Annotated in this window: 24 protein-coding genes; 20 read left to right on the forward strand and 4 right to left on the reverse strand. The window is 45.5% G+C overall.

The window, feature by feature from the left end; translation table 11 throughout:
* Positions 1 to 25 precede the first annotated feature (25 nt).
* From mnmE to glmS, 16 genes are all read left to right on the forward strand, one after another.
* Positions 26 to 1,432: a tRNA uridine-5-carboxymethylaminomethyl(34) synthesis GTPase MnmE gene (gene mnmE, locus HRU21_01370; GenBank protein ID NRA40936.1), complete on the forward strand. Its 1,407-nt coding sequence runs from the start codon at positions 26 to 28 to the stop codon at positions 1,430 to 1,432.
* Positions 1,433 to 1,982: 550 nt separating this feature from the next.
* Positions 1,983 to 3,887 (forward strand): tRNA uridine-5-carboxymethylaminomethyl(34) synthesis enzyme MnmG, encoded by a 1,905-nt coding sequence (mnmG, locus tag HRU21_01375; GenBank protein NRA40937.1) that lies wholly within the window; start codon positions 1,983 to 1,985, stop codon positions 3,885 to 3,887.
* 10 nt (positions 3,888 to 3,897) lie between these two features.
* Positions 3,898 to 4,524 carry a 16S rRNA (guanine(527)-N(7))-methyltransferase RsmG gene (gene rsmG, locus HRU21_01380; protein NRA40938.1) on the forward strand — a complete coding sequence of 209 codons (627 nt, stop codon included), beginning with the start codon at positions 3,898 to 3,900 and terminating at the stop codon, positions 4,522 to 4,524.
* A gap of 121 nt (positions 4,525 to 4,645) precedes the next feature.
* On the forward strand, positions 4,646 to 5,428 hold the full coding sequence (locus tag HRU21_01385; protein NRA40939.1) for a ParA family protein: 783 nt from the start codon (positions 4,646 to 4,648) through the stop codon (positions 5,426 to 5,428).
* Between the two features lie 17 nt (positions 5,429 to 5,445).
* Entirely contained in the window at positions 5,446 to 6,393 is a 948-nt protein-coding gene (locus HRU21_01390) for a ParB/RepB/Spo0J family partition protein (protein NRA40940.1), read from the forward strand.
* Positions 6,394 to 6,550: 157 nt separating this feature from the next.
* Positions 6,551 to 6,997 (forward strand): ATP synthase subunit I, encoded by a 447-nt coding sequence (locus tag HRU21_01395; protein ID NRA40941.1) that lies wholly within the window; start codon positions 6,551 to 6,553, stop codon positions 6,995 to 6,997.
* Positions 6,998 to 7,122: 125 nt separating this feature from the next.
* Entirely contained in the window at positions 7,123 to 8,052 is a 930-nt protein-coding gene (gene atpB / locus HRU21_01400; protein NRA40942.1) for a F0F1 ATP synthase subunit A, read from the forward strand.
* Positions 8,053 to 8,141: 89 nt separating this feature from the next.
* Positions 8,142 to 8,378: a F0F1 ATP synthase subunit C gene (gene atpE, locus HRU21_01405; protein ID NRA40943.1), complete on the forward strand. Its 237-nt coding sequence runs from the start codon at positions 8,142 to 8,144 to the stop codon at positions 8,376 to 8,378.
* Between the two features lie 52 nt (positions 8,379 to 8,430).
* Complete coding sequence (locus HRU21_01410; GenBank protein ID NRA40944.1) at positions 8,431 to 8,901, forward strand: F0F1 ATP synthase subunit B; 471 nt, start codon at positions 8,431 to 8,433, stop codon at positions 8,899 to 8,901.
* A 12-nt stretch (positions 8,902 to 8,913) separates the two neighbouring features.
* Positions 8,914 to 9,450, forward strand: a complete 537-nt coding sequence (locus HRU21_01415) for a F0F1 ATP synthase subunit delta (protein ID NRA40945.1) — start codon at positions 8,914 to 8,916, stop codon at positions 9,448 to 9,450.
* Between the two features lie 18 nt (positions 9,451 to 9,468).
* On the forward strand, positions 9,469 to 11,013 hold the full coding sequence (locus HRU21_01420; protein NRA40946.1) for a F0F1 ATP synthase subunit alpha: 1,545 nt from the start codon (positions 9,469 to 9,471) through the stop codon (positions 11,011 to 11,013).
* 42 nt (positions 11,014 to 11,055) lie between these two features.
* Positions 11,056 to 11,916: a F0F1 ATP synthase subunit gamma gene (gene atpG / locus HRU21_01425; protein NRA40947.1), complete on the forward strand. Its 861-nt coding sequence runs from the start codon at positions 11,056 to 11,058 to the stop codon at positions 11,914 to 11,916.
* 44 nt (positions 11,917 to 11,960) lie between these two features.
* Positions 11,961 to 13,358, forward strand: a complete 1,398-nt coding sequence (gene atpD, locus HRU21_01430; protein ID NRA40948.1) for a F0F1 ATP synthase subunit beta — start codon at positions 11,961 to 11,963, stop codon at positions 13,356 to 13,358.
* Positions 13,359 to 13,376: 18 nt separating this feature from the next.
* Positions 13,377 to 13,793: a F0F1 ATP synthase subunit epsilon gene (locus HRU21_01435; GenBank protein ID NRA40949.1), complete on the forward strand. Its 417-nt coding sequence runs from the start codon at positions 13,377 to 13,379 to the stop codon at positions 13,791 to 13,793.
* 140 nt (positions 13,794 to 13,933) lie between these two features.
* Positions 13,934 to 15,304: a bifunctional UDP-N-acetylglucosamine diphosphorylase/glucosamine-1-phosphate N-acetyltransferase GlmU gene (gene glmU, locus HRU21_01440; protein NRA40950.1), complete on the forward strand. Its 1,371-nt coding sequence runs from the start codon at positions 13,934 to 13,936 to the stop codon at positions 15,302 to 15,304.
* Positions 15,304 to 17,133 carry a glutamine--fructose-6-phosphate transaminase (isomerizing) gene (glmS, locus tag HRU21_01445; GenBank protein ID NRA40951.1) on the forward strand — a complete coding sequence of 610 codons (1,830 nt, stop codon included), beginning with the start codon at positions 15,304 to 15,306 and terminating at the stop codon, positions 17,131 to 17,133. Before glmU ends, glmS begins: the two co-directional genes overlap by 1 nt.
* A gap of 20 nt (positions 17,134 to 17,153) precedes the next feature.
* On the opposite strand, the gene HRU21_01450 is transcribed toward glmS, so the two are convergent.
* On the reverse strand, positions 17,154 to 18,086 hold the full coding sequence (locus HRU21_01450; GenBank protein ID NRA40952.1) for an alpha/beta hydrolase: 933 nt from the start codon (positions 18,084 to 18,086) through the stop codon (positions 17,154 to 17,156).
* A gap of 11 nt (positions 18,087 to 18,097) precedes the next feature.
* A complete protein-coding gene (locus HRU21_01455; protein NRA40953.1) occupies positions 18,098 to 18,814 on the reverse strand; it encodes a DUF3581 family protein in 717 nt (238 codons plus the stop codon).
* Positions 18,815 to 18,900: 86 nt separating this feature from the next.
* Between HRU21_01455 and HRU21_01460 the strand changes: the two genes are divergently transcribed.
* Complete coding sequence (locus HRU21_01460) at positions 18,901 to 19,581, forward strand: DUF1669 domain-containing protein (GenBank protein ID NRA40954.1); 681 nt, start codon at positions 18,901 to 18,903, stop codon at positions 19,579 to 19,581.
* Between the two features lie 146 nt (positions 19,582 to 19,727).
* Here HRU21_01460 and HRU21_01465 read toward each other — a convergent pair whose 3' ends face one another.
* On the reverse strand, positions 19,728 to 20,792 hold the full coding sequence (locus tag HRU21_01465) for a fructose-bisphosphate aldolase class II (GenBank protein ID NRA40955.1): 1,065 nt from the start codon (positions 20,790 to 20,792) through the stop codon (positions 19,728 to 19,730).
* A gap of 34 nt (positions 20,793 to 20,826) precedes the next feature.
* Positions 20,827 to 22,011 (reverse strand): phosphoglycerate kinase, encoded by a 1,185-nt coding sequence (locus tag HRU21_01470; GenBank protein NRA40956.1) that lies wholly within the window; start codon positions 22,009 to 22,011, stop codon positions 20,827 to 20,829.
* A gap of 191 nt (positions 22,012 to 22,202) precedes the next feature.
* Between HRU21_01470 and HRU21_01475 the strand changes: the two genes are divergently transcribed.
* The 3 genes from HRU21_01475 to lpxB form a co-directional block, all read left to right on the forward strand.
* Complete coding sequence (locus HRU21_01475; protein ID NRA40957.1) at positions 22,203 to 23,141, forward strand: Gfo/Idh/MocA family oxidoreductase; 939 nt, start codon at positions 22,203 to 22,205, stop codon at positions 23,139 to 23,141.
* Between the two features lie 40 nt (positions 23,142 to 23,181).
* Entirely contained in the window at positions 23,182 to 24,279 is a 1,098-nt protein-coding gene (locus HRU21_01480) for a DegT/DnrJ/EryC1/StrS family aminotransferase (protein NRA40958.1), read from the forward strand.
* A 5-nt stretch (positions 24,280 to 24,284) separates the two neighbouring features.
* On the forward strand, positions 24,285 to 25,037 hold a 753-nt coding region (gene lpxB, locus HRU21_01485; GenBank protein ID NRA40959.1), incomplete at its 3' end, for a lipid-A-disaccharide synthase.

A 25,037-nucleotide genomic window follows, 5' to 3' on the forward strand; every position in this document is an offset into this window, starting at 1 on the left:
CCCGTTTTTTATTTAGGAAAACCCTATGCAGCTTGATACCGACACGATAGTCGCTATAGCTACACCTGCAGGAAAAGGTGGCGTTGGTATTATTCGGCTATCAGGGCAAAAAGCCTATGATATTGCTAAAAAGATACATTTTACTGATTTAAAACTTCGTCACGCCCATTTTTGCTCTTTTTATCAGAACCAGAAAATAGACAAAAATAACTTGTTAGATGAAGGCATTGTTATTTATTTTCAAGCGCCACACTCATTTACTGGTGAAGATGTCGTTGAATTTCAAGGTCATGGCGGACCGATTATTCTAGACGCCTTATTAAATGAATGTGTTCAAGCAGGCGCTCGTTTAGCCCGACCAGGTGAATTTTCAGAGCGCGCTTTTCTTAATGATAAACTGGATCTCGCCCAAGCAGAGGCCATTGCAGATCTAATTGATAGCTCCTCATTAGAAGCCGCTAAAAATGCCGTACGATCATTACAAGGTGAATTTTCCGATAAGATTCATAGCCTAGTGCAGCAAATGATTGAACTAAGAATCTACGTTGAAGCGGCTATCGACTTCCCGGAAGAAGAAATTGATTTTCTGAATGATGGCCATGTAGCAACATCTCTGCAGAACCTAATCACGCAATTGCAACAGATACTTATTTCGGCTCAGCAAGGACGCGTCATGCAAGAGGGATTAAGCCTGGCAATTATTGGAAAGCCNAATGCCGGTAAATCCTCGCTATTGAACGCATTAGCTGGTCATGATGCTGCCATCGTCACAGATATNGAAGGCACTACCCGTGATGTTCTGAAAGAAAAAATACTGATTGATGGCTTACCGCTTCACATTATCGATACAGCAGGTCTGCGCAACACTGAAGACAGCGTGGAACGCATTGGTATAGAACGTGCCTACAAGGCGATTGCAGATGCTGATGATGTATTAATTGTGCACGACTCGACAGAGGGTAGGGCAGATTCTATTGATGCATTATTACGAGATATTGCTGATATTGATCAACTGGGTGAGAGTCTGACGACAAAGCTCACACAGCTTAAACATATTACCCTGATCAATAATAAAGCCGACCTATCAGATCTGACGCCCGGTATAAGAGAAAGTAACGATTACACAACAATAAATTTAAGTGCTAAATCAGGGCAGGGCGTAGAATTTTTACAGCATCATATTAAAAAAATGGCGGGTTTATTGAATCAAACCGAAGGCCAATTTACCGCACGCCGAAGACATTTAGATGCCTTATCACATGCTCTAGACTTATTAAGTGTGGGTCAGCAACAGCTACATGACAGTGGCGCAGGTGAATTACTCGCTGAAGACTTACGCCAAGCGCAAAATCAGCTAAGCTCAATTACCGGTGAATTTTCGGCTGATGACCTTTTAGGTGAAATTTTTTCCAGTTTCTGTATTGGAAAATAATATCCCAAGCTTATACCAAGCTTAAGCGAGAGTTTTACACAGCTTATTACGCCATCGATTAACAAAATCGACTTATCATGAATTATCCAGTGATTGCTATGTATCTATACACAGCATATTCAAAGACTGTGCATAAATATCAGGATAAGCCATAGCATAAGCATAGGATTAACTCTGCATAGCTGGTAGCAGCACCAAGATGCAGCGATTTTCTCGGCAATTTTATCTACAGCTGCTATACAGCTGGCAAGCATCATATGCTATAGACTTTAACCAGAGTTATACATCGTTAAGCTATTGATTAGCTTATTAAAATGATGATTATTCACAGAAATCAGCTTGCTTAATAATAATAATAAATAACTTATATACTATTTATATATGTATATATGTCTTACTCATCAACGCAAACTTCAAACATGAAAGACGGCAAAGCTTTACATAGAAAAGCTAACTGAAATATCGCTGTTTATTTTTTAATCACTGCGTATAATGGCCAGCTTGAAAGTGCCACCTATCAGTGTGGAAGTATTTCAAATCAGAGGTAGCAATGAATTATTCAGAACGTTTTGGCGTCATCGTCATAGGTGGTGGCCATGCAGGCACTGAAGCGGCCCTAGCTTCAGCAAGAATGGGTGTATCAACCCTTTTACTCACGCACAATATCGAAACATTAGGACAAATGTCCTGTAACCCAGCCATTGGTGGTATTGGTAAATCACACTTAGTTCGTGAAGTTGACGCGCTTGGCGGTGCGATGGCTAAAGCTACTGATCTTGGCGGGATTCAATTTCGCGTGCTTAATGCCCGTAAGGGGCCCGCTGTAAGAGCAACACGCGCACAAGCAGACCGAGCGCTTTATAAAGCAGCTATTCGTCAGATGCTTGAAAATCAACCTAATTTGAAAATATTCCAACAAGCCGCTGATGATTTAATTGTTGAAGGCGAGCAAGTTGTTGGTGTAAAAACCAGCATGGGTGTTAGCTTCTATGCTGAAGCTGTGGTACTCACGACCGGAACGTTCTTAGGTGGCAAAATTCACATTGGTCTTGATCAAAGTTCAGGTGGACGCGCAGGCGATCCACCCTCCATTGCTTTGGCAGATCGCTTACGCGAATTACCGTTTCGAGTTGACCGCTTAAAAACCGGTACGCCACCGCGAATCGATGCCAAATCCGTCAATTTTGATGGCTTAGAGGAGCAATGGGGTGATACACCAGAACCTGTTATGTCATTTTATGGCTCGGTTGATCAGCATCCGCAGCAAGTGTGTTGTTGGATCACACATACCAATGAAAAAACCCATGATATCATTCGGCAAGGCTTAGATCGCTCACCCATGTACACAGGTGTGATTGAGGGTGTTGGGCCACGTTATTGTCCTTCGATTGAAGACAAAATTCATCGCTTTTCGGATAAGAACTCGCATCAAATCTTTATAGAACCCGAAGGTTTACATACGCATGAGTTATACCCCAATGGGGTATCAACCAGTTTGCCATTTGATGTTCAGCTAGATTTCATTCGATCAATCAAAGGTTTTGAGAACGCACATATAACTCGACCAGGCTATGCGATTGAGTATGATTTTTTTGATCCTCGCGATTTAAAACCAAGTTTAGAGACGCGGATGATGCAAGGTTTATTCTTTGCGGGTCAAATCAATGGCACAACGGGTTATGAGGAAGCGGCAGCGCAAGGTTTATTAGCGGGTTTGAATGCTGCTCGTATGGCACAGCAAAAAGATAGCTGGAGTCCTCGACGTGATGAGTCATATATAGGTGTGCTAGTTGACGATCTGATAAATCTTGGAACTAAAGAACCCTATCGCATGTTCACATCACGTGCCGAATATCGTTTGTTGTTACGAGAAGATAATGCAGATCTGCGCTTAACAGAAAAAGGTCGTGAACTTGGTTTAATCTCTGATCAACAATGGCGTATTTTCTCAGACAAACAAGAACGGATTGAACGAGAGCAAAAGCGTTTAAAAACAACTTGGATTCAAGCAACAAGTGAAGAATCAGATAACTTTAATAAATTGTTAGATTCTCCATTACAAAGAGAATACTCACTGCATGATTTGTTAAAAAGACCAAATATTTCTTATCAACAAATTGAGAACATAACGGGTAAAGTTGAAGAAAATCAGCAGGTAACAGAACAAGTTGAAATACAAGTAAAATATGATGGCTATATTGCTCGACAGTTAGAAGATATTGAACGTCTTCGTCGTTATGAAAATACAGTAATACCCGCATCGCTAAATTATGATGAGATTGGCGGCTTATCAAATGAAGTAAAACATAAACTGAATGAAGCAAAACCAGATACTCTGGGTCGTGCATCTCGCGTTCCTGGTGTTACACCAGCAGCTGTTTCATTACTTTTAGTGTTTATGAAAAAACAAGGCTTATTAAAAAAAGTCGTGCAGAGTAAAACACTAGCTAGTTAACAAAATAAAAATGTTAGAAAAAGATTTATCGACGGCCATAATTAATGGCCTAAAATACTTTGATTTAGAGGCAAGCCAACAACAAGTTGATTTATGGAATCGCTATATCAATTTACTGAGTAAATGGAATAAAGCTTATAATCTTACTGCTGTTAGAAATATTGATGAAATGCTTGATCGACATTTGATTGATAGTTTTTCCATTATCCCTTGGCTAGTTGGTGAACGTTTAATTGACGTTGGCACTGGTCCAGGTTTACCGGGCATCCCACTGGCTATTTTTTTCCCCGAGAAATCGTTTTATCTATTAGATAGTAATGGTAAGAAAACGCGTTTTTTGCAACAGGTCAAATTAGAACTTGGACTGGAAAATATAAGCGTAATTAATGACAGGGTAGAAAATGTTCAATTACAGCCACAATGTGATGCGATTCTCTCCAGAGCCTTCACCACGCTTGATGATATGTTGAGCAAAACGGAACACTTATGCCAGCCTAAGGGTCAGTATTTTGCCATGAAGGGTATTTGGCCAGTATCTGAGTTGCAGCAGATATCAAAACCTTATAAGGTGCATGCCTTAGATTGGCCAAACAATGATACACAACGACATCTTGTTGTTATTCAACAAAGCGCTTAAATATTTAGGCTAATTGGGCTAAATTTTGCTTTATCTATTATCTATTGCGGCATAAATCCACCACCCTTATTGGATTTATCTCCCGAGTTAATAAAAAGATGTACAGTTGAGAAGGTGATTCGTGGCAAAAATAATTGCAATTGCAAATCAAAAAGGTGGTGTTGGTAAAACGACCACAACTATTAATCTTGCCGCATCATTGTTTGCGACCAAAAAGCGCGTTCTGTTGGTTGATCTAGACCCTCAGGGAAACGCCACAATGGGCTCAGGCATAGAGAAAAACGAATTAGATTTATCGTCTTATGAAGTTTTGATGGGAGAAACGGATATAGCCTCGGCTATTTTAACCGCTGACGCGGCAGGCTACGATATTGTGGGCACTAATGCTGATTTAACGGCTGCCGAAGTTGGTTTGCTTGAGCTAGATCAAAAAGAGTTGCGCCTGAAACAAGCGTTGATGCAAATACAAGCTAATTACGACTTTATTCTTCTAGATTGTCCCCCATCACTTAGCATGTTAACACTCAATGGTTTAATTGCAGCCGACAGCGTTATGATACCGATGCAGTGTGAGTATTATGCACTTGAAGGCTTAGCTGATTTGATGGAAACGATTGATGGTGTGCAAGCCGCTGCGAATCCAGATCTACATATTGAAGGTATTCTCCGCACTATGTACGATCCGCGCAATAGCTTAACCAAAGATGTGTCAGAACAGCTGAGTGAGGTATTTGGTGCGAAACTATATCGTACCTGCATTCCACGCAATGTCCGCTTAGCTGAGGCACCAAGCCACGGTCTACCCGCTCTAAAATATGATAAATCCTCTCGTGGTGCCATGGCTTATTTAGCGCTAGCCGGTGAAATGTTAAGACAGCAAACAGCCACAACGGCAATGGCTTAATGAATTAAGGACAATACATGGCAAGCAAAAAACGTGGCTTAGGCAAAAATTTAAATGCACTGCTGGGTGCGAATGCTAAGTCAAAATCGAGCGAAATGACCGAGCAAATCCTAGCGGATACTTCAGAATTGCAGCTTGATAAGGCGCAGACAGAAGCGCTCTCATCACATATTAGCGAACATGAGCAGCTTCGCGAAATGCCTATTGAGTTGATGCAACGCGGAAAGTATCAGCCGCGACGTGATATGTCTCAGCAAGCCTTAGAAGAGTTATCTGCTTCAATACAGCAACAAGGTTTGATGCAGCCCATTGTTGTCAGGCCAGTTGCAGAAAAAAAATATGAAATCATTGCCGGTGAACGCCGCTGGCGCGCTTCACAGCTTGCTGGTTTAGACAAGGTACCTGTGCTGATTAAGCATGTGCCTGATGAGGCGGCCATAGTGATGTCGCTGATTGAAAATATTCAGCGTGAAGATTTAAATCCAATTGAAGAAGCTATGGCGCTGCATAGACTGCAGCAAGAGTTCGCTTTAACCCAAGCGCAAGTTGCCGAACAGGTAGGCAAGTCTCGCTCAACTGTGGCAAATCTATTGCGTTTAATCAATCTACGAGATGACGTACGCATATTGCTGGAACACGGTGATTTGGAGATGGGTCATGCTAAAACTTTGCTTGCTTTAGAGGGGCCATCCCAGTCTAAAGCAGCGCAGCAAGTGGTCAGTAAAAGCTTATCGGTGCGTCAAACTGAAGTGTTGGTGCGCAAGCTTTTAGATCAAAGTGGACCTGCAGACAAAAGCTCTGGCTCTGGTGATAATGCCGATATAAGAACCTTAGAGAATGAATTATCACAAAAAATCGGCTCGATAGTGAAATTGCAACATACCGCTAAAGGCAAGGGTAAGTTGGTTATCAACTATTCAAGTTTAGATGAACTGGATGGCGTGCTGATGCAGCTTAGAAAATAAACATCTACCTTGTTGTTGATGAATGCCTCAGACTCAGCGATAAAAATTTAAACTGCCAAGCAACTAAAGCAGTTAATTGCCCTAAACACCTTGCCCCACCTGCACAAACTGCCTATAATTCGCATCGCTCAAATTTGCACTAAATTTGCGCGGCGCTTTGAATTTTGACGCATTAAAGAGCAAAAAAACTAAATCTAAACAATTACTTATGCAAAATTCTGGACTGAAAAAACCGAATTTTTGGCTAAGTATTGTAATTGAGCTTAGTCTTTTTATTGTTGTTTACTGTCTTCTTTTTATCTTTTTCAGCGCAGATCAAGGTCAGTTATTGCAAAAATCGCTTTTTATCGGTTTTTTTGCATTTTGGCTACCTACAACATTTTTTACGCTACGTGCCTTTCGTTTTATTGGCGCTAAGCATGCGAAACAGGTAACACAGTCACTATTTGTGGCCGAGCTAGGGAAGTTTTTTCTAACCATTAGCTGTTTNGCAATAAGTTTTATAGCTTTACAACCGCTAGATGCGAAGACCATATTTATGAGTTATATAGGCTTCCTGATAGTTCACCAGTTTTTGATCGCTGGTTTAGTAAAGCTAAATTAATGAGCTGCCACGATTGGGCTGAAATGATCTGAACATTTGTACGACGTTTTTGTACTTAGATCAATAAAGATTAGCCGGTAACTTGTTAACTAAAGAAGATTTAAAATTTAAGTTAGGTAAACACTATGGCTGCTGAAGGTGGTTTAACCAGTACCGGTTATATTCTGCATCACTTACAAAACCTTTGTTACGGGAAATTACCCGCGGGTTATACCCGTTACGATGGTAGCGTTATCGAACAAGCTACATGGACGATTGCACATTCTTCTCAAGAAGCTTCAGATATGGGCTTCATGGCGATTCATCTAGATTCTATGGCTTGGTCAATTGGATTAGCCCTAGTGCTGTGTGTGATCTTTAAAATGGCAGTCAGCCGTGCACATGCAGGCGTTCCCTCAGGTATCTTAAATTTTATTGAAATGATCGTCGAGTTTATCGACAGTAATGTTAAAGACACCTTCCCTCACCGCAGTAATTATGTTGCTCCATTGGCACTGGTTATTTTTACCTGGGTTTTCATGATGAACCTAATGGACTTGGTGCCAGTTGACTGGATCCCGCATTTAGCGACGATTATTGCTGATGATCCACACTTTTATTTCAAAATCGTACCGTCAACCGATCCCAATATCACCTTAGGCATGGGTTTTACGGTGTTCTTTTTGATGATTTTCTTTACCTGTAAGCAAAAAGGCGTGATGGGCTTTGTGAAAGAATTGACCTGTCATCCTTTTGCACCACCAACCAAAGGTGCAGCGATCATTGCAGCGCCATTAATCATCGCCTTTAACTTTATCCTAGAAACCATTTCATGGTTGGCAAAACCTATTTCTTTAGGCTTACGTTTGTTCGGAAACTTGTATGCCGGTGAGGTTATCTTCATCTTGATTGCTATTATGTATAGCGCGGGTTGGGCATTGGGTATTTTCGGTGGCGTTTTGCAGTGGGGCTGGGCAGTGTTTCACGTACTGGTTATTACCTTACAGGCGTTTATTTTTATGGTGCTAACCCTGGTTTATATGGGTATGGCATTTGATGTACATGAAGAGCACTAAGTTCTTTCTGTATATATCGGAACTTTGAATAAATAACGATTTCAAACTTTAACTTTTAACTTTAAAACTTAACTCTTAGGAGAGAAAAAATGGGTCTAGCACTTATCGCTGTTGCAATGTTAATCGGTTTTGGCGCTCTAGCTACTGCTATTGGTTTTGCTATGTTAGGTGGCAAGCTACTTGAAGGTACTGCTCGTCAGCCAGAACTTGCACCAATGCTACAAACTAAAATGTTCCTTGTTGCTGGTCTTCTTGATGCGATCCCAATGATCGGTGTGGGTATCGGCATGTACATCTTGTTCGTTACTGTTCCAGGCATGGCATAATCCTCTCTTTGTTTTTAATGAATTTAAATTTATTTAAAGCAGAGGTGCTGGAATGAACATAAATCTAACATTGATTGGTCAATCAATTTCGTTTTTGTTCTTCGTTGCATTTTGTATGAAGTTCATCTGGCCTGCATTAGCAGGTGCGATGGCTGAGCGTCAGGAAAAAATTGCCGAAGGTTTAGAAGCTGCATCACGTGCCGCTAAAGACCTTGAACTCGCGCAAGAAAAAGCAACCAGCCAAATGGCTGATGCAAAAAATGATGCTGCACAAATCATCGATCAAGCGAACAAGCGTGCCAATCAAATTATCGACGAAGCGAAAGAGCAAGCGTCTGAAGAAGCTGCGCGCATTAAAGCCGCTGCGGAAGCAGAAGTTGAGCAGCAAGTCGCCCGTGCTCGTGAAGAGTTACGTGGACAAGTTGCTACTTTAGCCATTGCTGGCGCTGAGAAAATCTTAGCTACTTCAGTTGATCAAACTGCACATCAAGCCATGCTAGATAGTTTAGCGGCTGAACTGTAACAAGAGGTTACTATGGCAGAATTGACAACTTTAGCGCGTCCATATGCCAAAGCGGCATTTGGTTTTGCTTTAGCGAATAATGACTTGGCCGCTTGGTCAGGCATGTTAGCAACGCTATCTGCAGTAACGCAAGATGATACCGTAAAAGCGGCTTTATCATCACCAGCGCTTACTGCTGAACAATCGGTTGCGCAAGTAAAAAACTTATTAGCAGACGAACTATCGACGCAGGGTGAAAACTTTGTGACCTTACTCGCTGACAATAAGCGTTTGACTTTGCTACCGATGATCGCAGAGCAATTTGAAGTGCTGAAAGCGAAGCAAGAAAAGTTAAGCCATGTTGAAATTACGTCGGCCTATGATGTTGATCAAGCGACGCAAGACAAATTGGCGAAAGCTCTTTCAGACAAATTAAACTGTAGTGTTGATATTGACACCACAGTTGATACCAATCTTATCGGCGGTGCAGTCGTTCGTGCCGGTGACTTAGTCATCGACAACTCTGTACGTAGCCGTTTAGCCAAACTCCACGAATCTTTGAATGCGTAAGAGTTTGAGGGATAAAGCATGCAGCAACTGAATCCATCAGAAATTAGCGAAATTATTAAGTCGCGTATTGAGAGCTTAGATGTACAAGCTGACGCGCAAAACGAAGGTACTATCGTTTCTGTAAGTGATGGTATCGTTCGTATTCATGGTCTTGCTGACGTAATGTACGGTGAGATGATTGAATTTGACGGTGGTGTTTACGGTATGGCGCTTAACTTAGAGCGTGATTCTGTAGGTGCTATCATTTTAGGTGACTACTTAAGCCTGCAAGAAGGTCAAAAGTGTCGCTGTACCGGTCGTATCTTAGAAGTACCTGTTGGTCCTGAGTTAGAAGGTCGCGTTGTTGACGCACTGGGTAACCCAATCGACGGTAAAGGTGCTATCGATGCGAAAATCACTGACCCAATCGAAAAAATCGCACCCGGTGTAATCTGGCGTCAATCGGTTGATCAGCCAGTGCAATTAGGTTTAAAAGCGGTAGACGCGATGGTTCCAGTTGGCCGTGGCCAGCGTGAGCTTATCATCGGTGACCGTGGTGTTGGTAAAACTGCTGTTGCAGTTGACGCTATCATCAACCAGAAAGACTCAGGCATTAAGTGTGTTTACGTAGCCATCGGTCAGAAAGCATCGACGGTTGCAGGTGTTGTGCGTAAGTTAGAAGAGCACGGCGCACTTGAGAACACCATCATTGTTGCAGCTACTGCATCAGATCCTGCTTCTATGCAGTTCTTAGCAGCATTTGCTGGTACGTCAATGGGTGAATACTACCGTGACCGCGGTGAAGATGCCTTAATCATTTATGATGATTTAACCAAGCAAGCTTGGGCTTATCGTCAAATTTCATTATTGTTGAAACGTCCTCCAGGCCGTGAAGCATACCCTGGTGATGTTTTCTACTTGCACTCACGTTTGCTTGAGCGTGCATCTCGTGTATCGGCAGCTTATGTTGAAGAATTCACCAAAGGTGAAGTGAAAGGCCAAACAGGTTCATTAACTGCACTGCCGATCATTGAAACGCAAGCCGGTGACGTATCAGCATTCGTACCGACTAACGTCATCTCGATTACCGATGGTCAGATCTTCCTTGAAACTGATATGTTCAACGCCGGTATCCGTCCTGCAATGAACGCGGGTATCTCGGTATCGCGTGTTGGTGGTTCAGCACAGACTAAGATCATGAAGAAGCTATCAGGCGGTATCCGTACTGACTTAGCGCAGTATCGTGAATTAGCGGCGTTCGCACAGTTTGCATCTGATCTTGACGATGCAACCAAAGCTCAGTTAGAGCAAGGTGAGCGTGTTACTGAATTGATGAAGCAAACTCAGTATGCACCACTAAACGTGGCGCAGATGGGTTTGATTATCTATGCAGCTAACCAAGGCTATCTCGGTGATGTTGAAGTCTCTAAGGTTCTAGATTTTGAATCGGCGCTACTGTCTTACGTAGCAAGCGAATATGCTGACGTGATGAACGACGTTGCCAAATCTGGTGCCTGGAACGACGAGATCGAAGCTACATTCAAGTCTGCAATTGAGCAGTTTAAAGCAACGCAAACTTGGTAATTAGAATAGGCCGTTAGTGGCCTTATGTAGCGAGAGACTATTATGGCTGGTACTAAAGAAATACGTACACAGATCGCAAGCGTAAAGAGCACGCAAAAAATTACCTCGGCAATGGAAATGGTTGCCGCCAGTAAAATGCGTAAAGCTCAAGATCGTATGGAAGTAGGTAAACCCTACGCCACACGTATACGCTCTGTCGTGGGTCATATTGCTAACTCATCGCCTGAGTATCAACACGCCTTTATGCAAGAACGCGATGTGAAAAACGTTGCGATCATCATTGTTTCAACAGATCGTGGTCTGTGTGGCGGCTTGAACATTAACCTGTTCAAAAAAGCTGTGAAACTAATGGCAGAATATGATGCAAAAGGTATTGGTGTTGAGCTTTGTACTGTAGGTACAAAAGCGAGTGCCTTCTTTGGTGGCTTTGGTGCAAATATTACGGCAACCGTAAAAGACTTAGGCGAACAACCTAAAGTGTCTGATTTAATCGGTGCGGTAAAAGTTGTGCTCGATGCCTTTAACGAAGGCAAGGTCGACAAGATTTATTTATTGTCGAACGAGTTCGTAAATACCATGACACAAGATCCGCAAGTAAAACAACTGTTGCCATTAGAAGCTGATGAAGATTCTAAAGGTAAACACCGTTGGGACTACTTGTATGAACCTGATGCAGAAACCTTGTTAGATGGGTTGTTGACTCGCTATATCGAGTCACAAATCTATCAAGCGGTGGTTGAAAATGGCGCATGTGAACAAGCCGCACGAATGGTTGCAATGAAAAACGCGACAGATAACGCGGGCGACCTCATCGATGGTCTGCAGCTTGTTTACAACAAAGCGCGTCAGGCAGCGATTACTCAGGAACTTTCTGAGATCGTTTCGGGCGCAGCTGCGGTTTAATCACCGTGAGCCAACAAAGTTTAAATTTTGAAGAGGAACGCGAAATGAGTAGCGGACGTATCGTACAAATTATCGGTGCTGTAATCGACGTGGAATTCCCACGTGATGCAGTACCTTCGGTATACGATGCCTTAACTGTCACTGAGACGGATTTAACCCTTGAAGTTCAGCAGCAGCTGGGCGACGGCGTTGTACGCGCTATCGCGATGGGTTCATCAGAAGGTCTTAAGCGTGGCTTAGAGGCAACTAACACTGGTGCGCCAGTTCAGGTTCCAGTAGGTCCTGAAACTTTAGGTCGTATCATGGACGTATTAGGTAACCCTATCGATGAGTGTGGCCCAATTGGTGAGAAAGAGCGTCGCTCAATCCACCAAAAAGCACCTTCATACGATGAGCTAGCCGCGTCTGAAGAAATCTTAGAAACCGGTATCAAGGTAATCGACTTGGTTTGTCCATTCGCTAAGGGTGGTAAAGTTGGTCTATTCGGTGGTGCTGGTGTTGGTAAGACCGTTAACATGATGGAACTTATCAATAACATCGCAACTGAGCACTCAGGTTTATCTGTTTTCGCCGGTGTTGGTGAGCGTACTCGTGAGGGTAACGACTTCTATCACGAAATGCAGGAAGCTGGCGTTGTTAACGTTGAAACCTTTACAGACTCTAAAGTTGCCATGGTATATGGTCAGATGAATGAGCCACCCGGTAACCGTTTACGTGTTGCACTAACGGGTTTAACCATGGCTGAATCATTCCGTGATGAAGGTAAAGACGTATTATTATTCGTTGATAACATCTACCGTTATACACTAGCGGGTACGGAAGTATCAGCACTTCTAGGTCGTATGCCTTCTGCGGTAGGTTATCAGCCTACGCTTGCTGAAGAGATGGGTGTACTGCAAGAGCGTATCACGTCAACTAAGACTGGCTCGATCACCTCGATCCAAGCGGTATATGTTCCTGCGGATGACTTAACGGATCCATCGCCAGCAACAACCTTTGCTCACTTAGATAGCCAAGTTGTACTTTCTCGTGATATCGCGTCAAAAGGTATCTACCCAGCGATCGATCCACTAGATTCATCATCACGTCAGCTTGATCCACTTGTTGTGGGTTCTGAGCACTATGAAGTGGCTGAAGGTGTGAAAGGTGCACTGCAACGTTATAAAGAGTTGAAAGACATTATTGCCATCTTAGGTATGGACGAGCTTTCTGAAGAAGATAAGCAAACCGTAAACCGTGCACGTAAGATTGAGCGTTTCTTATCTCAACCTTTCCACGTTGCTGAAGTCTTCACCGGTAGCCCAGGTAAATATGTATCACTGAAGCAAACCGTTGCTGATTTTAAAGCAATCCTTGCTGGTGAATACGATCATCTTCCAGAGCAAGCTTTCTACATGGTAGGTAGCATGGAAGAAGCTTTAGAAAAAGCTAAAAACCTTTAAGGCTGATAGGTAAATAGCATGGCAATGACTGTACATTGCGATATTGTTAGCGCCGGCAGCGAAATCTTCTCAGGTCTTGTTGAGATGGTTGTCGCTTCTGGTCACGACGGTGAGTTAGGCATCATCTACGATCACGCGCCGCTGTTAACCAGTTTAATCCCTGGTTATGTTCGCGTGATAAAGCAAGGTGGTACCGAGGAAGTTTTCTACGTATCTGGCGGATATTTAGAAGTACAGCCGACTCACGTTAGCATTTTGGCCGATGAGGCCGAACGCGCTGGCGATATCGATGAAGCTTCGGCTGAGAAAGCACGTCAGGATGCACTAAATGCAATTGCTGGATCATCCGGCGAGTTCGATTACGAACACGTTACGATGCAGCTAGCTGAAGCTGAAGCACGATTACGTGCCATTAAGCAGCTGAAGCAGCGTTAAGTCACCGTTTATAGTTAAAAGGCCAGCATTTGCTGGCCTTTTTTTATGCGCTGGCAGACTATAATTGCGCGAAAACGTTGCCAATGATTGCGTCATCACCGGGTAATGATAGACTGTAAAAAAATAATTCAGAGCATGCTATGCACTTAGATATTGTAATATTAGCGGCCGGCAAAGGCAGCCGTATGCGTTCACAACGGCCTAAAGTGCTGCAACAATTGGCCGGCAAACCACTGCTGCAACACGTTATCGACAGCGCGGCTTGTTTAGAGAACAGCCATTTACATATTGTCTATGGCCACGGTGCAGCTGAGGTACAAAATGCGATTACCGCGCCGGTTAACTGGTGTTTACAAGCCGAGCAGCTAGGCACCGGCCATGCGGTACAGCAGGCTATGCCAAGCATGGCTGATGATGGGATTACGATTATCCTCTATGGCGATGTGCCGTTAGTCAGCAGCGCAACCATGCAGCAGTTAATTGAAAATGCCCAGCAACAGCGCTTAGCGCTGTTAACAATCTGTCTAGATAATCCTAGAGGCTATGGTCGCATAGTGCGTGAACAGGGCAATATTGTCGCGATCGTCGAAGAAAAAGACGCATCAGCGCAGCAACAGCAGATTCAAGAAACCAATACCGGCATCATGGCGGTGGAAACCGCGCTATTAAAGCAGCTGCTACCGCAGTTAAGCAATCAAAATGCACAGGGTGAATATTATCTTACCGATATCATCGCATTGGCCGTTGCCGCTGGGGTAAATATAGCCAGTGTCGATATCGAAGACGAAGTCGAAGTTCAGGGCGTGAATGATAAACAGCAATTAGCAAAGCTTGAGCGCGCCTATCAACAACGCCAAGCGGAACAACTGATGCAGCAGGGCGCGACGGTCATTGATCCATCACGCTTAGATATTCGCGGCGAAATTCGCGTAGCGCAAGATGTCACCATCGATGCCAATGTAATCTTACAAGGCGAGGTAGAGTTAGGCAGCGATGTCGTAATCAGCGCAAACTGCATTATTGGCAGCCCGAACAAGAAAACCGTGATTGGCGCCGGCACGCAAATCTTGCCTAATAGTATTGTCGAAGAAGGACAAATCGGTGAAAGCTGCCAAGTTGGGCCGTTTGCTCGAATCCGTCCAGGCACGGTACTCGCCAATGGCGCCAAAGTGGGCAACTTTGTTGAAACGAAAAAAGCCAGCATTGGGGCAGGGTCTAAAGTGAACCACCTTAGCTATATTGGTGACAGCACGATAGGCGAGCAAGTTAATATTGGTGCTGGCACCATTACCTGTAATTATGATGGCGTCAATAAGCACCAAACCGTCATTGACGATCACGCCTTTATTGGCTCAAACACTGCACTGGTGGCGCCCGTGCAGATTGGCGAAACAGCCACCGTTGCGGCGGGTTCAACCATTACCAAAGATGTTGCCGCCGAAGAGCTAGCCCTAGCACGCGGTAAACAAAAAAACCTAAGCGGCTGGGTTCGGCCTAAGAAGAAAAGCTAATGTGTGGCATTGTGGGTGCGGTCAGTCATCGGCCGATACAAAAAATCTTACTGCGAGGTTTACAGCGACTGGAATACCGCGGCTACGACTCTGCCGGTATAGCAGTCATTGATAAACAGCAACAATTGAATATTGTTAAAGCAGTAGGAAAAGTTGCAGCATTAGTAGAAGCCAGTCAATCAGCACAGCAGTCAGGCAATATTGGTATTGCACATACGCGCTGGGCAACCCACGGCAAACCAACTCTAGAAAACGCACACCCGCATTTCTCCGGTGAAAATTTTGCCCTCGTGCACAACGGCATCATCGAAAACTTTCAGGCACTGCGCACAGAACTCGAGGCCAAAGGCTATAGCTTTGTATCCGAAACCGATACTGAAACGATCGTGCACCTGATTGATAGCGCATATCAAGAAACAAACGATTTGTTAGCCGCAGTGAAACAAACCATCAGTAAATTACAAGGCGCGTATGGTCTCGCGGTTATCAGTAAGCATGACGACAATCGCCTAATCGCTGCACGCAGCGGTAGCCCGCTGGTATTAGGCCTGGGCGTTGATGAAATGTTTATTGCCTCTGATCAATTAGCGCTGCGTCAGGTAACCGATCAGTTTATTTATTTAGAAGAAGGCGATATTGCCGATATCAGCGCCGATGGCTATCGCATTTATCACCAAGACGCTGAAGTCGATCGTCATATTGCCGAAATCACCGACGTTGTCGANACTGCTGATAAGGGTGAATATAAGCACTTCATGCTGAAAGAAATTTATGAACAGCCAGCGGTGATTAAAGCGACTATTCAGGGCAAAATTAATCATAACCGGCTGTTAGATGCAGCGTTTGGCTATGAAGCACAGGCGCTATTAAAAGATATACAGGCCGTGCAAATTGTAGCCTGCGGCACCAGCTATCATGCCGCGACCGTGGCTAAATACTGGATAGAACAATACGCCGATATTGTCTGTCGCGTTGAAGTTGCCAGTGAATACCGTTACCGCAAAGTGGTGGTACAGCCCAATACGCTGCTATTGACGATATCGCAGTCCGGAGAAACCGCAGATACCCTGGCGGCGCTGCGCTTAGCCAAACAAAAAGGCTATGCGACCACCATGACCATTTGTAATGTGGCGCAGAGTTCGCTGGTGCGAGAATCAGATTTGGCGCTGATGACCGAGGCAGGGCCTGAAATTGGTGTAGCCTCAACCAAGGCATTTACCACACAGCTAGCGGCTTTATTATTGCTAACCATTTATTTAGCAAAACATAACGGCCTGTCTGAGGCACAAGAGCAAGAGATTATTGCCGGCTTACACACTTTGCCTGCTCTGTGCACAGAGGTGTTAAAACTGGAAGCTGAAATCGAAGCAATTTTTGAATGTTTCAGTGAAAAACACCATGCGCTATTTTTAGGCCGCGGCATTATGTACCCCATCGCAATGGAAGGCGCATTAAAACTGAAAGAAATTTCTTATATACACGCTGAGGCATACCCCGCAGGCGAATTAAAACATGGCCCGCTAGCGCTTGTCGATGAAGACATGCCAGTGGTGGCAGTTGCACCCAATGACGAATTGTTAGAAAAGCTAAAGTCTAATTTAGAAGAAGTTGCCGCACGCGGTGGACGACTATTTGTGTTTGCCGATAAAGACGCCGGCTTTGAAAATTCAGAGCAGGTAACGGTGATTAATCTGCCGCATATGGCAGATGTGCTACAGCCTATTGTATATAACCTGCCGCTGCAGCTGTTATCGTATCATGTGGCCTTAGTTAAAGGCACCGATGTCGATCAGCCGCGCAACTTAGCTAAGTCGGTAACGGTAGAATAAAGCGCATATATCGTTGCTTATTAAGCACAGCCGCCGTTTACAAACTTATCAAGTCGGGTAAAAATCTGTTTCCGTATGGCTTCAGCCTCGCACACTAGATGATGGTTAGCCTCGGGCAACATCAAGGTTTCACTACGGCCAAATTTTTGCTGATAAAAAGGCACGCTTAGCTGCCAATCTATGGTGTTATCTTGCTCTCCCTGAATTAATAAACAGGGAATATCTGAGCGGTAGCTGGCTTGAATATGACTTTGCCAAGCATTTAAAGCCTGCACCCAATTGGTTTTTACCACCCGTGTTTGCAAGGGATCTTGCTGTAAAAACTGTAAAAACTGTTGATCAGACGAACTATTATTAAATTTTCGCGGTACTTCATTCACTAAAAATTGCATCGCTACCAGCTTGCGCTGAATCTGCTGCCAGTGCTTGGGTACTAACAGCGGCGCCAATAAAACAAGCCTTGCAATATCAAACCGCTGTTGATGGAGCACAAAGTCAGCACTGATAGCACCGCCCATGCTCTGTCCAATAATCGTCCAAGGCTTAGGTAATTCGTCAGCCAACTGCGCTAACAAATCGTGTAATACCTGTTGATAACGGGCAAAGCTGTCAATCCCTGCTTGATCACCCGAAGATAGGCCATGTCCGGGTAAGTCATAAATCAGCACATTATAGCCAAGGCTTAATAAGTGGCGAATTAAATGCTGGTATAGACCGCTGTGGTCCATATAGCCGTGTGAAATAATGGCGCTATGTGAAAAGCTTGGGTGTGAATATAAATGGCAGGCAATGCTGAAATCATCAACCACCACAGCACCAAATTGATGCTGAATGTTTAATGTATTAACCGATGTTATATTCAGGTCATAAAAATCAAAATACGCTTTTGCTTCAGCACTCGGCCCGTTTGCTGAATGGGCAAAGGGCTGTAATGCAAAAGAAAAACGCGACATGATTAAATGCGTTAGGCAGCTTGATCATCATAGCTATGCTTGCGAGCATTATACAGTGATAGCATTTGTTCAATACTGTCATGCTCAATTGCACGTAAGCCGCTTAGCACGAGGGTTTTACTGCCGCTGCCAATCTCACGCTCGCCATCACGCAGAGCAAACTTAATTACAGCATCACCTCGTTTACCTTGAACGTCTAGCTCGGCGCTAGTTAATGCTAAGTTGATTGCGCTGAAGTTAAAGTCGTTAAGGCTAAAGTCCATCTTTTCATATATTACCAGTGGGCGTGCTGGGTTTATCATAATTTCATGCTGCTGCATTAAGGGCACTAAAATATCGGTGAAATTTAAGCCCGAAAACCGTACGTAGGCACGCACAAAATCGGCAATTTTTTGCTGATCATGTAACACCTCACCGTCAGCATCAACCCGCAAATAGTGCTTATCATTTACATCTCTCAGCGTAAAAGGCATGTTAGTTTCACTGGGAAAACACAGCTCAACAGATTTGCCCACCATGCCTTCAAAACTAAATTGCATCTGTTGATGCATGCCGTACTGGTTTAGCACTAAGGCAAACAATAAATCACCGGGCACGCAAAAGCGCTTATGTTCAGGATCGTGAATCGGATTAAAGTCGTTGGCGATTGATTTTGCAAAGCGGCTTGCTTGCTCAGGGCTTATGGTAATGACAGACTGCTGCTGTTGAAAAAAGGCATCTAAAAACATGTGCTAGGGCTTATATTATTGTAAAGTCACTGGCTATCTTAGCATAAATACCGTCGATTTAGCGGACAAACTACGACAGATACAGTATGGATACACAACAACTAGACCAAGTATTGGCGCAGTTAGTCGCCGATGATAACTTGTCAAAAAACGAGCGCCGCGCTTTTTCTGCCTTTGCCAACGACTTAGATGCCGCAAGCTTAAACTACCTTCGTAACCGTGCGTTTGCACTGGCTAAGGCGCATATTGCCGAGCAGCATCCGCCGTTGCAGGTGCTAGATTGGCTAGAAAGCTTGATTAAAAAGCTTTCGCACCAAGACGAAAGTCTACAGGCCAGCGCCTATTTTAGTCCCGGCGAAGATGTGCGCCAGCGCCTGCTGGTAATGTGTAAACATGCCCAGCGTACGCTCGATGTCTGCGTGTTCACGATCTCCGACAATACGCTTTCCAGTGCTCTACTAGAAGCCTTTCAACGGGGTGTTGAGGTGCGGATTATTACCGATGATGAAAAGTCACACGATAAAGGCTCCGACATTCGCACCCTGCGCAAGGCTGGCATTCGCGTTCGCATGGATAACGACCCCGCGCATATGCACCATAAATTTGTGATTCGCGACGGTGTGATGCTAGCCAGCGGCAGTTTTAATTGGACACGCTCCGCCACCACGCGCAATAACGAAAATATAATCGTTACCAATCAGCCGCAGCTGGTTCAGGATTTTCAGGCGCAGTTTGAAACGCTATGGCAGCAGTTTGGCCCGCATTAGGCACGTTGCTGGATATTGTTAAGGCTAAAGCGTTAACCGCAACTGAAAGTCCGCGAATTAAAAAGAACGGCCAGCTGTTGATGAGGCACAAAAAAGGCCGCAATAGCGGCCTGTAACATTACGCATAGATATTCTGTAAGAGGATATTAGGCGATTTTAGCGGCCAGCTCGCCGCTGTCATAACGGGCAAACATATCATCTAAAGAGATGGCCTTAATCTTTGAGGCATTGCCGGCGGTGCCAAAGGCTTCATAACGGGCAATACAAATCTCCGTCATTGCTGCGGTGGTTTTTGCTAAATACTTACGCGGGTCAAACTCTGCTGGGTTTTCTGCCATAAAGCGACGTACAGCACCGGTAGAGGCAAGGCGTAAGTCGGTATCAATATTTACTTTGCGTACCCCATGCTTAATGCCTTCAACAATCTGCTCAACCGGCACACCATAGGTTTCAGGGATCTCGCCACCAAACTCATTAATTACTGCCAGCCATTCTTGCGGCACCGACGATGAGCCATGCATAACTAAGTGGGTATTCGGAATACGCGCATGAATTGCTTTAATGCGGTCAATCGCCAGGATATCGCCTGTTGGTGGGCGGGTAAACTTGTAGGCTCCGTGAGAGGTACCGCAGGCAATAGCCAAAGCGTCTACCTGAGTTTTTTGCACAAAGTCAGCGGCTTCTTCAGGATCGGTCAACATCTGATCCATGGTCAGCTTACCGGCCGCACCAATGCCGTCTTCTTCGCCGGCCTCACCGGTTTCTAGAGAGCCCAAACAACCCAGCTCACCTTCTACCGATACGCCGCAGGCATGCGCCATATCAACCGTGCGCTTGGTCACGTCTACATTGTAATCGTAGTCAGCCGGCGTTTTGCCGTCTTCGCCCAGCGAACCGTCCATCATCACAGATGAAAAGCCAAGCTGAATAGAGCGCTGGCAAACTGCTGGCGAGGTGCCGTGGTCTTGGTGCATACATACCGGAATATGCGGAAACTCTTCGATCGCGGCCAAGATCAAATGACGCAGAAACGGCGCACCGGCATACTTACGTGCACCTGCAGAAGCCTGCACAATCACCGGCGAATCGGTTTTATCGGCGGCTTCCATAATAGCGCGCATTTGCTCAAGGTTATTTACATTGAATGCGGGCACGCCATAGCCATACTCGGCAGCGTGGTCTAGCATCTGGCGCATCGAAATAAGTGCCATAATTGGTCTCCTGAAAAACGGGTATTGTAACGGTTTATGCGGCGCTATAGCGCGATTTTAACATCGCCACGGCCGGTAATTCTTTGCCTTCAACATATTCTAAAAAGGCGCCGCCGCCGGTTGAGATATACGATACCTTATCGGCAATACCGTATTTGTCTACCGCGGCTAAGGTATCGCCACCACCGGCAATAGAAAAGCCCTGACTGTCGGCAATCGCCATCGACAGCGCTTCAGTGCCGCCGGCAAATTGGTCAAATTCAAATACGCCAACCGGGCCGTTCCATAAAATGGTTTTGGCATCTTTAAGAATACTCGCCAGTGCCGCCGCCGACTCTGGCCCAATATCAAAAATCATATCGTCATCAGCGACGTCGCTGGCAGCTTTTAGGCTGGCCTCGGCATCTTCGGCAAAGGCTTTGCCGCACACCACATCGCTGGGCACGGGCACATGGGTTTTGGCCATCAGCGTCTTAGCGTTATCGATTAAGTCGGCCTCATATAATGATTTGCCGACCGGCTGACCATTGGCGGCCAAAAAGGTGTTTGCAATGCCGCCGCCAACAATAATTTGGTCAGCGATATCGGCGAGGCTTTCTAGCACGGTTAATTTAGTTGAGACTTTCGAACCACCAACAATCGCCACCATTGGACGTGCTGGCTCTGCCAGTGCCTGCTCTAGTGCATCCAGCTCGCCGGCAAGCAAAGGTCCGGCACAGGCAAGATCGGCATATTTGGCAACCCCATGCGTAGAAGCTTGGGCACGGTGTGCGGTACCAAAGGCATCCATCACAAATACGTCGGCCAAAGCGGCATATTGCTGTGCAAGGCCTGCATCGTCTTTTTTCTCACCGGCGTTAAAGCGCACGTTTTCTAACAAGACGACCTCACCTGCAGCAACATCCACGCCCTGCGCAAGATAGTTATCGACCAGCGGAATCGCCTGGCCTAATAGCTCGCCCATATGGCTGGCAACGGGCGCTAAACTATAGTCGGCGTTTTCAGCTGCGCTGCCACCTTCAACGGGCCGGCCTAAATGCGACATTACAATCACCGCAGCGCCTTGTTCGAGGGCTAATTTAATGGTTGGTAAAGAGGCTCGAATTCTGGCATCAGAGCTTACCTTGCCGGCTTTAATCGGCACATTCAAATCTTGGCGAATTAACACCCGTTTGCCGCGAAGATCTAGCTCGGCCATGCGATGAACAGCAAGTGACATGCGCAATCCTTATTATTGATTTAGATAGATGACAAATAGCCGCTAGTATAACAGCATGGCAAAACATATTGGCGACAATTTTTTGTTATCTGGCAGATAATCAAATAACGCAGCATAGGCTGTCAGATTGGTCATACTTTTCATGGCGTTAGCTGCTATAATCGGCGCAGATTGATAATCACGATACAGCTATGAAACGATTAAAAACGGCCGTTATTGGCGTAGGCTATTTAGGCAAATTTCACGCGCAAAAATATGCCGAACTCGACAACAGCGAGCTACTGGCCGTGGTCGACTACCAGCAAAGCACGGCCGATCAGATAGCGGCGCAGTATCCCAATGTGCAGGCGCTTACCGACTACCGCAGCTTGCTTGGCAAAGTCGACGCGGTCAGCATTGCGGCGCCAACGACCCTGCATTATCAAATTGCCAAAGATTTTTTAAGCCACGGTGCGCATGTGCTGATAGAAAAGCCGATTACCGTCACCGAGGCGGAGGCAGACCAGCTTATCGCCCTCGCTAAGGCAAATAACCTATTGATTCAAGTGGGCTTTTTAGAGCGTTTTAATGCCGCGATGTTGGCTGCAGATGATGTGATTACGGAACCTGTGTTTATCGAGTCACACCGCCTAGCGCCGTATAATCCGCGTGCCAACGACGTCAACGTAGTGCTGGATTTGATGATTCATGATATCGATATCATCTTAAATATCGTGAAGTCGCCATTAAAAAACATTTCTGCCTCGGGCACGCCAGTATTAACCCCGATCACCGATATCGCCAATGCGCGCTTAGAATTTGAAAACGGCTGTGTGGCCAACGTGACCGCAAGCCGCATTTCAATGAAAACCGAACGTAAAATGCGCCTGTTTCAGGCCAACTCCTGCGTCACGGTGGATTTTCAAAATCGCGGCCTAAACGTTTACCAAAAAGGCGAGCAGCTGAATGAGCACGGGGTTAACGAAATCTTGGTCAGCGAGCAAAACTTTGACAATAACGATGCCTTAAAAGCCGAAATTATCGCGTTTTTACACAGTATCGAAACCGGCAGCCCAGCCCTGGTGAGTGGTGAAGACGGTAAGAAAGCACTCGCTACCGCCATTACCATCTCCAAATTGTTTAATGAATAACGATTAGCGTGAAGACACTGATCGAATACGAGAGTAGCCAATGAATATTCCAATGGTCGATTTAAAGCAGCAGTATCATGCGATAAAAGACGAGGTTGATACTGCGCTCAGCCAAGCCCTAGAATCCTGTCAGTTTATCTTGGGCCCAAATGTGCAAGCCTTTGAACAAGAGGCCGCCGACTATTTAGGGGTTAAACATTGTCTTGGACTAAACTCTGGCACCGATGCATTGCATTTGGCACTGCGCGCAGCAGGGATCGGCGAAGGCGATGAAGTGATAACTTCACCATTTACCTTTATCGCCACAGGCGAAGCGATAAGCTATGTCGGTGCCACCCCGGTGTTTGTCGACGTTGAGCCCGATACCTACAATATTAGCCTTGCTGCGATCAAAGCCGCGATTACCGATAAAACCAAGGCCATCATGCCGGTTCATATTTTTGGCCAGCCGGTTGATATGCCAGCTATTTTAGCGCTGGCCGAGCCCTTAGGCATAACCGTGTTAGAAGACTGTGCGCAAAGCTTTGGTGCCGATATTGGTGGTAAACAAACCGGCAGCTTTGGTTTGGCCGGCTCGTTTAGCTTTTTCCCCAGTAAAAACCTCGGCTGCTATGGCGACGGCGGCATGATCGCAACTAACGATACAGCGCTATACGAAGAGGCGAAAATTTTACGCAACCACGGCATGCGGGTACGCTACCACCATACCGACATTGGCTATAATTCACGACTGGACGAGCTGCAGGCCTGTATTTTACGCGTTAAGCTTAAGCATATTGACAGCTATAACGATAATCGCCGCCGCGTTAATCAAGCCTATCAACAAGGTTTAGCGGGCACCTCGGTGATCACGCCTCATGAAGATGGCGTGGGTAAACATGTGTTTCATCAATATGTCTGTTTGCATGAAAAACGCGATGCCATTATGCAGGCGCTGCAAGATAAGGGCATTGGCTGTGCTATTTATTACCCCATCCCGCTGCACCGTCAAGATGTTTACGCAGAGCAATTTGCCGATATCAGTTTGCCGGTAGCAGAGCGTCTGGCAACGCAGTGCTTTGCGCTGCCTATTTTTCCTGAGCTCAGCGAAGAGCATATCGCTAGCATTTGCGACGTTATTAAATCGGTAGTTGCATAAAGGTTATGCCCTGCATTGTGATCAGCGCTGGTGAGGCCTCCGGCGATTTGCATGCCGCCAATATGCTGGCCGCGATGCAGCAAAAACAAGCGTCGCTCGATGTCTATGCCATGGGTGGTGATAAGCTGCGCAGCGCAGGCGCCGAGGTGGTCATCGACTGCAGCGAACTGGCGGTGATTGGGCTGATCGAAGTATTAAAAAACTACCGTAAAATTAAAGCCGCGCTAGAGCAGATGAAACAGCTGGTGCGCGACAAGCGACCTGACTTAGTGATCTTGGTAGATTATCAAGAATTCAATATGCAGCTGGCAGAGTACGCGAAATCGATTGGCATAAAAACCTTATTTTATATTGGCCCACAGGTTTGGGCTTGGCGTCCGCATCGAGTTCACAAAATGCGCCAGCGTATCGACATGATGGCGGTGCTGTTTCCGTTTGAAGTTGATTTTTATACGCAAGCTAAGGTACCCGTTAGATTTGTCGGTAACCCTTTGGTTGATGAGGTGCAGCCCAGCGCCGATAAGGCCGCACTGCTGAGTCGCTTCGCACTCGATCAAAAAGCTGCGAATAAACAGCTGGTGGCGCTGTTTCCTGGCAGTCGCAAGTCAGAAATTAAACGGCTATTGCCAACGCAAATTGCCGCCGCCAAGCTTATCGCCAGCCAGCGCAGCGACGTACATTTTGTCTTAGCGGTGGCCAGTACACTTGACCAAGCGCAGATCGAAGCATCGGTTAGCCAGCTATTAGCCGGGGCCGAC

The organism is Pseudomonadales bacterium, assembly GCA_013215025.1.
GTDB lineage: Bacteria > Pseudomonadota > Gammaproteobacteria > Pseudomonadales > DT-91 > DT-91.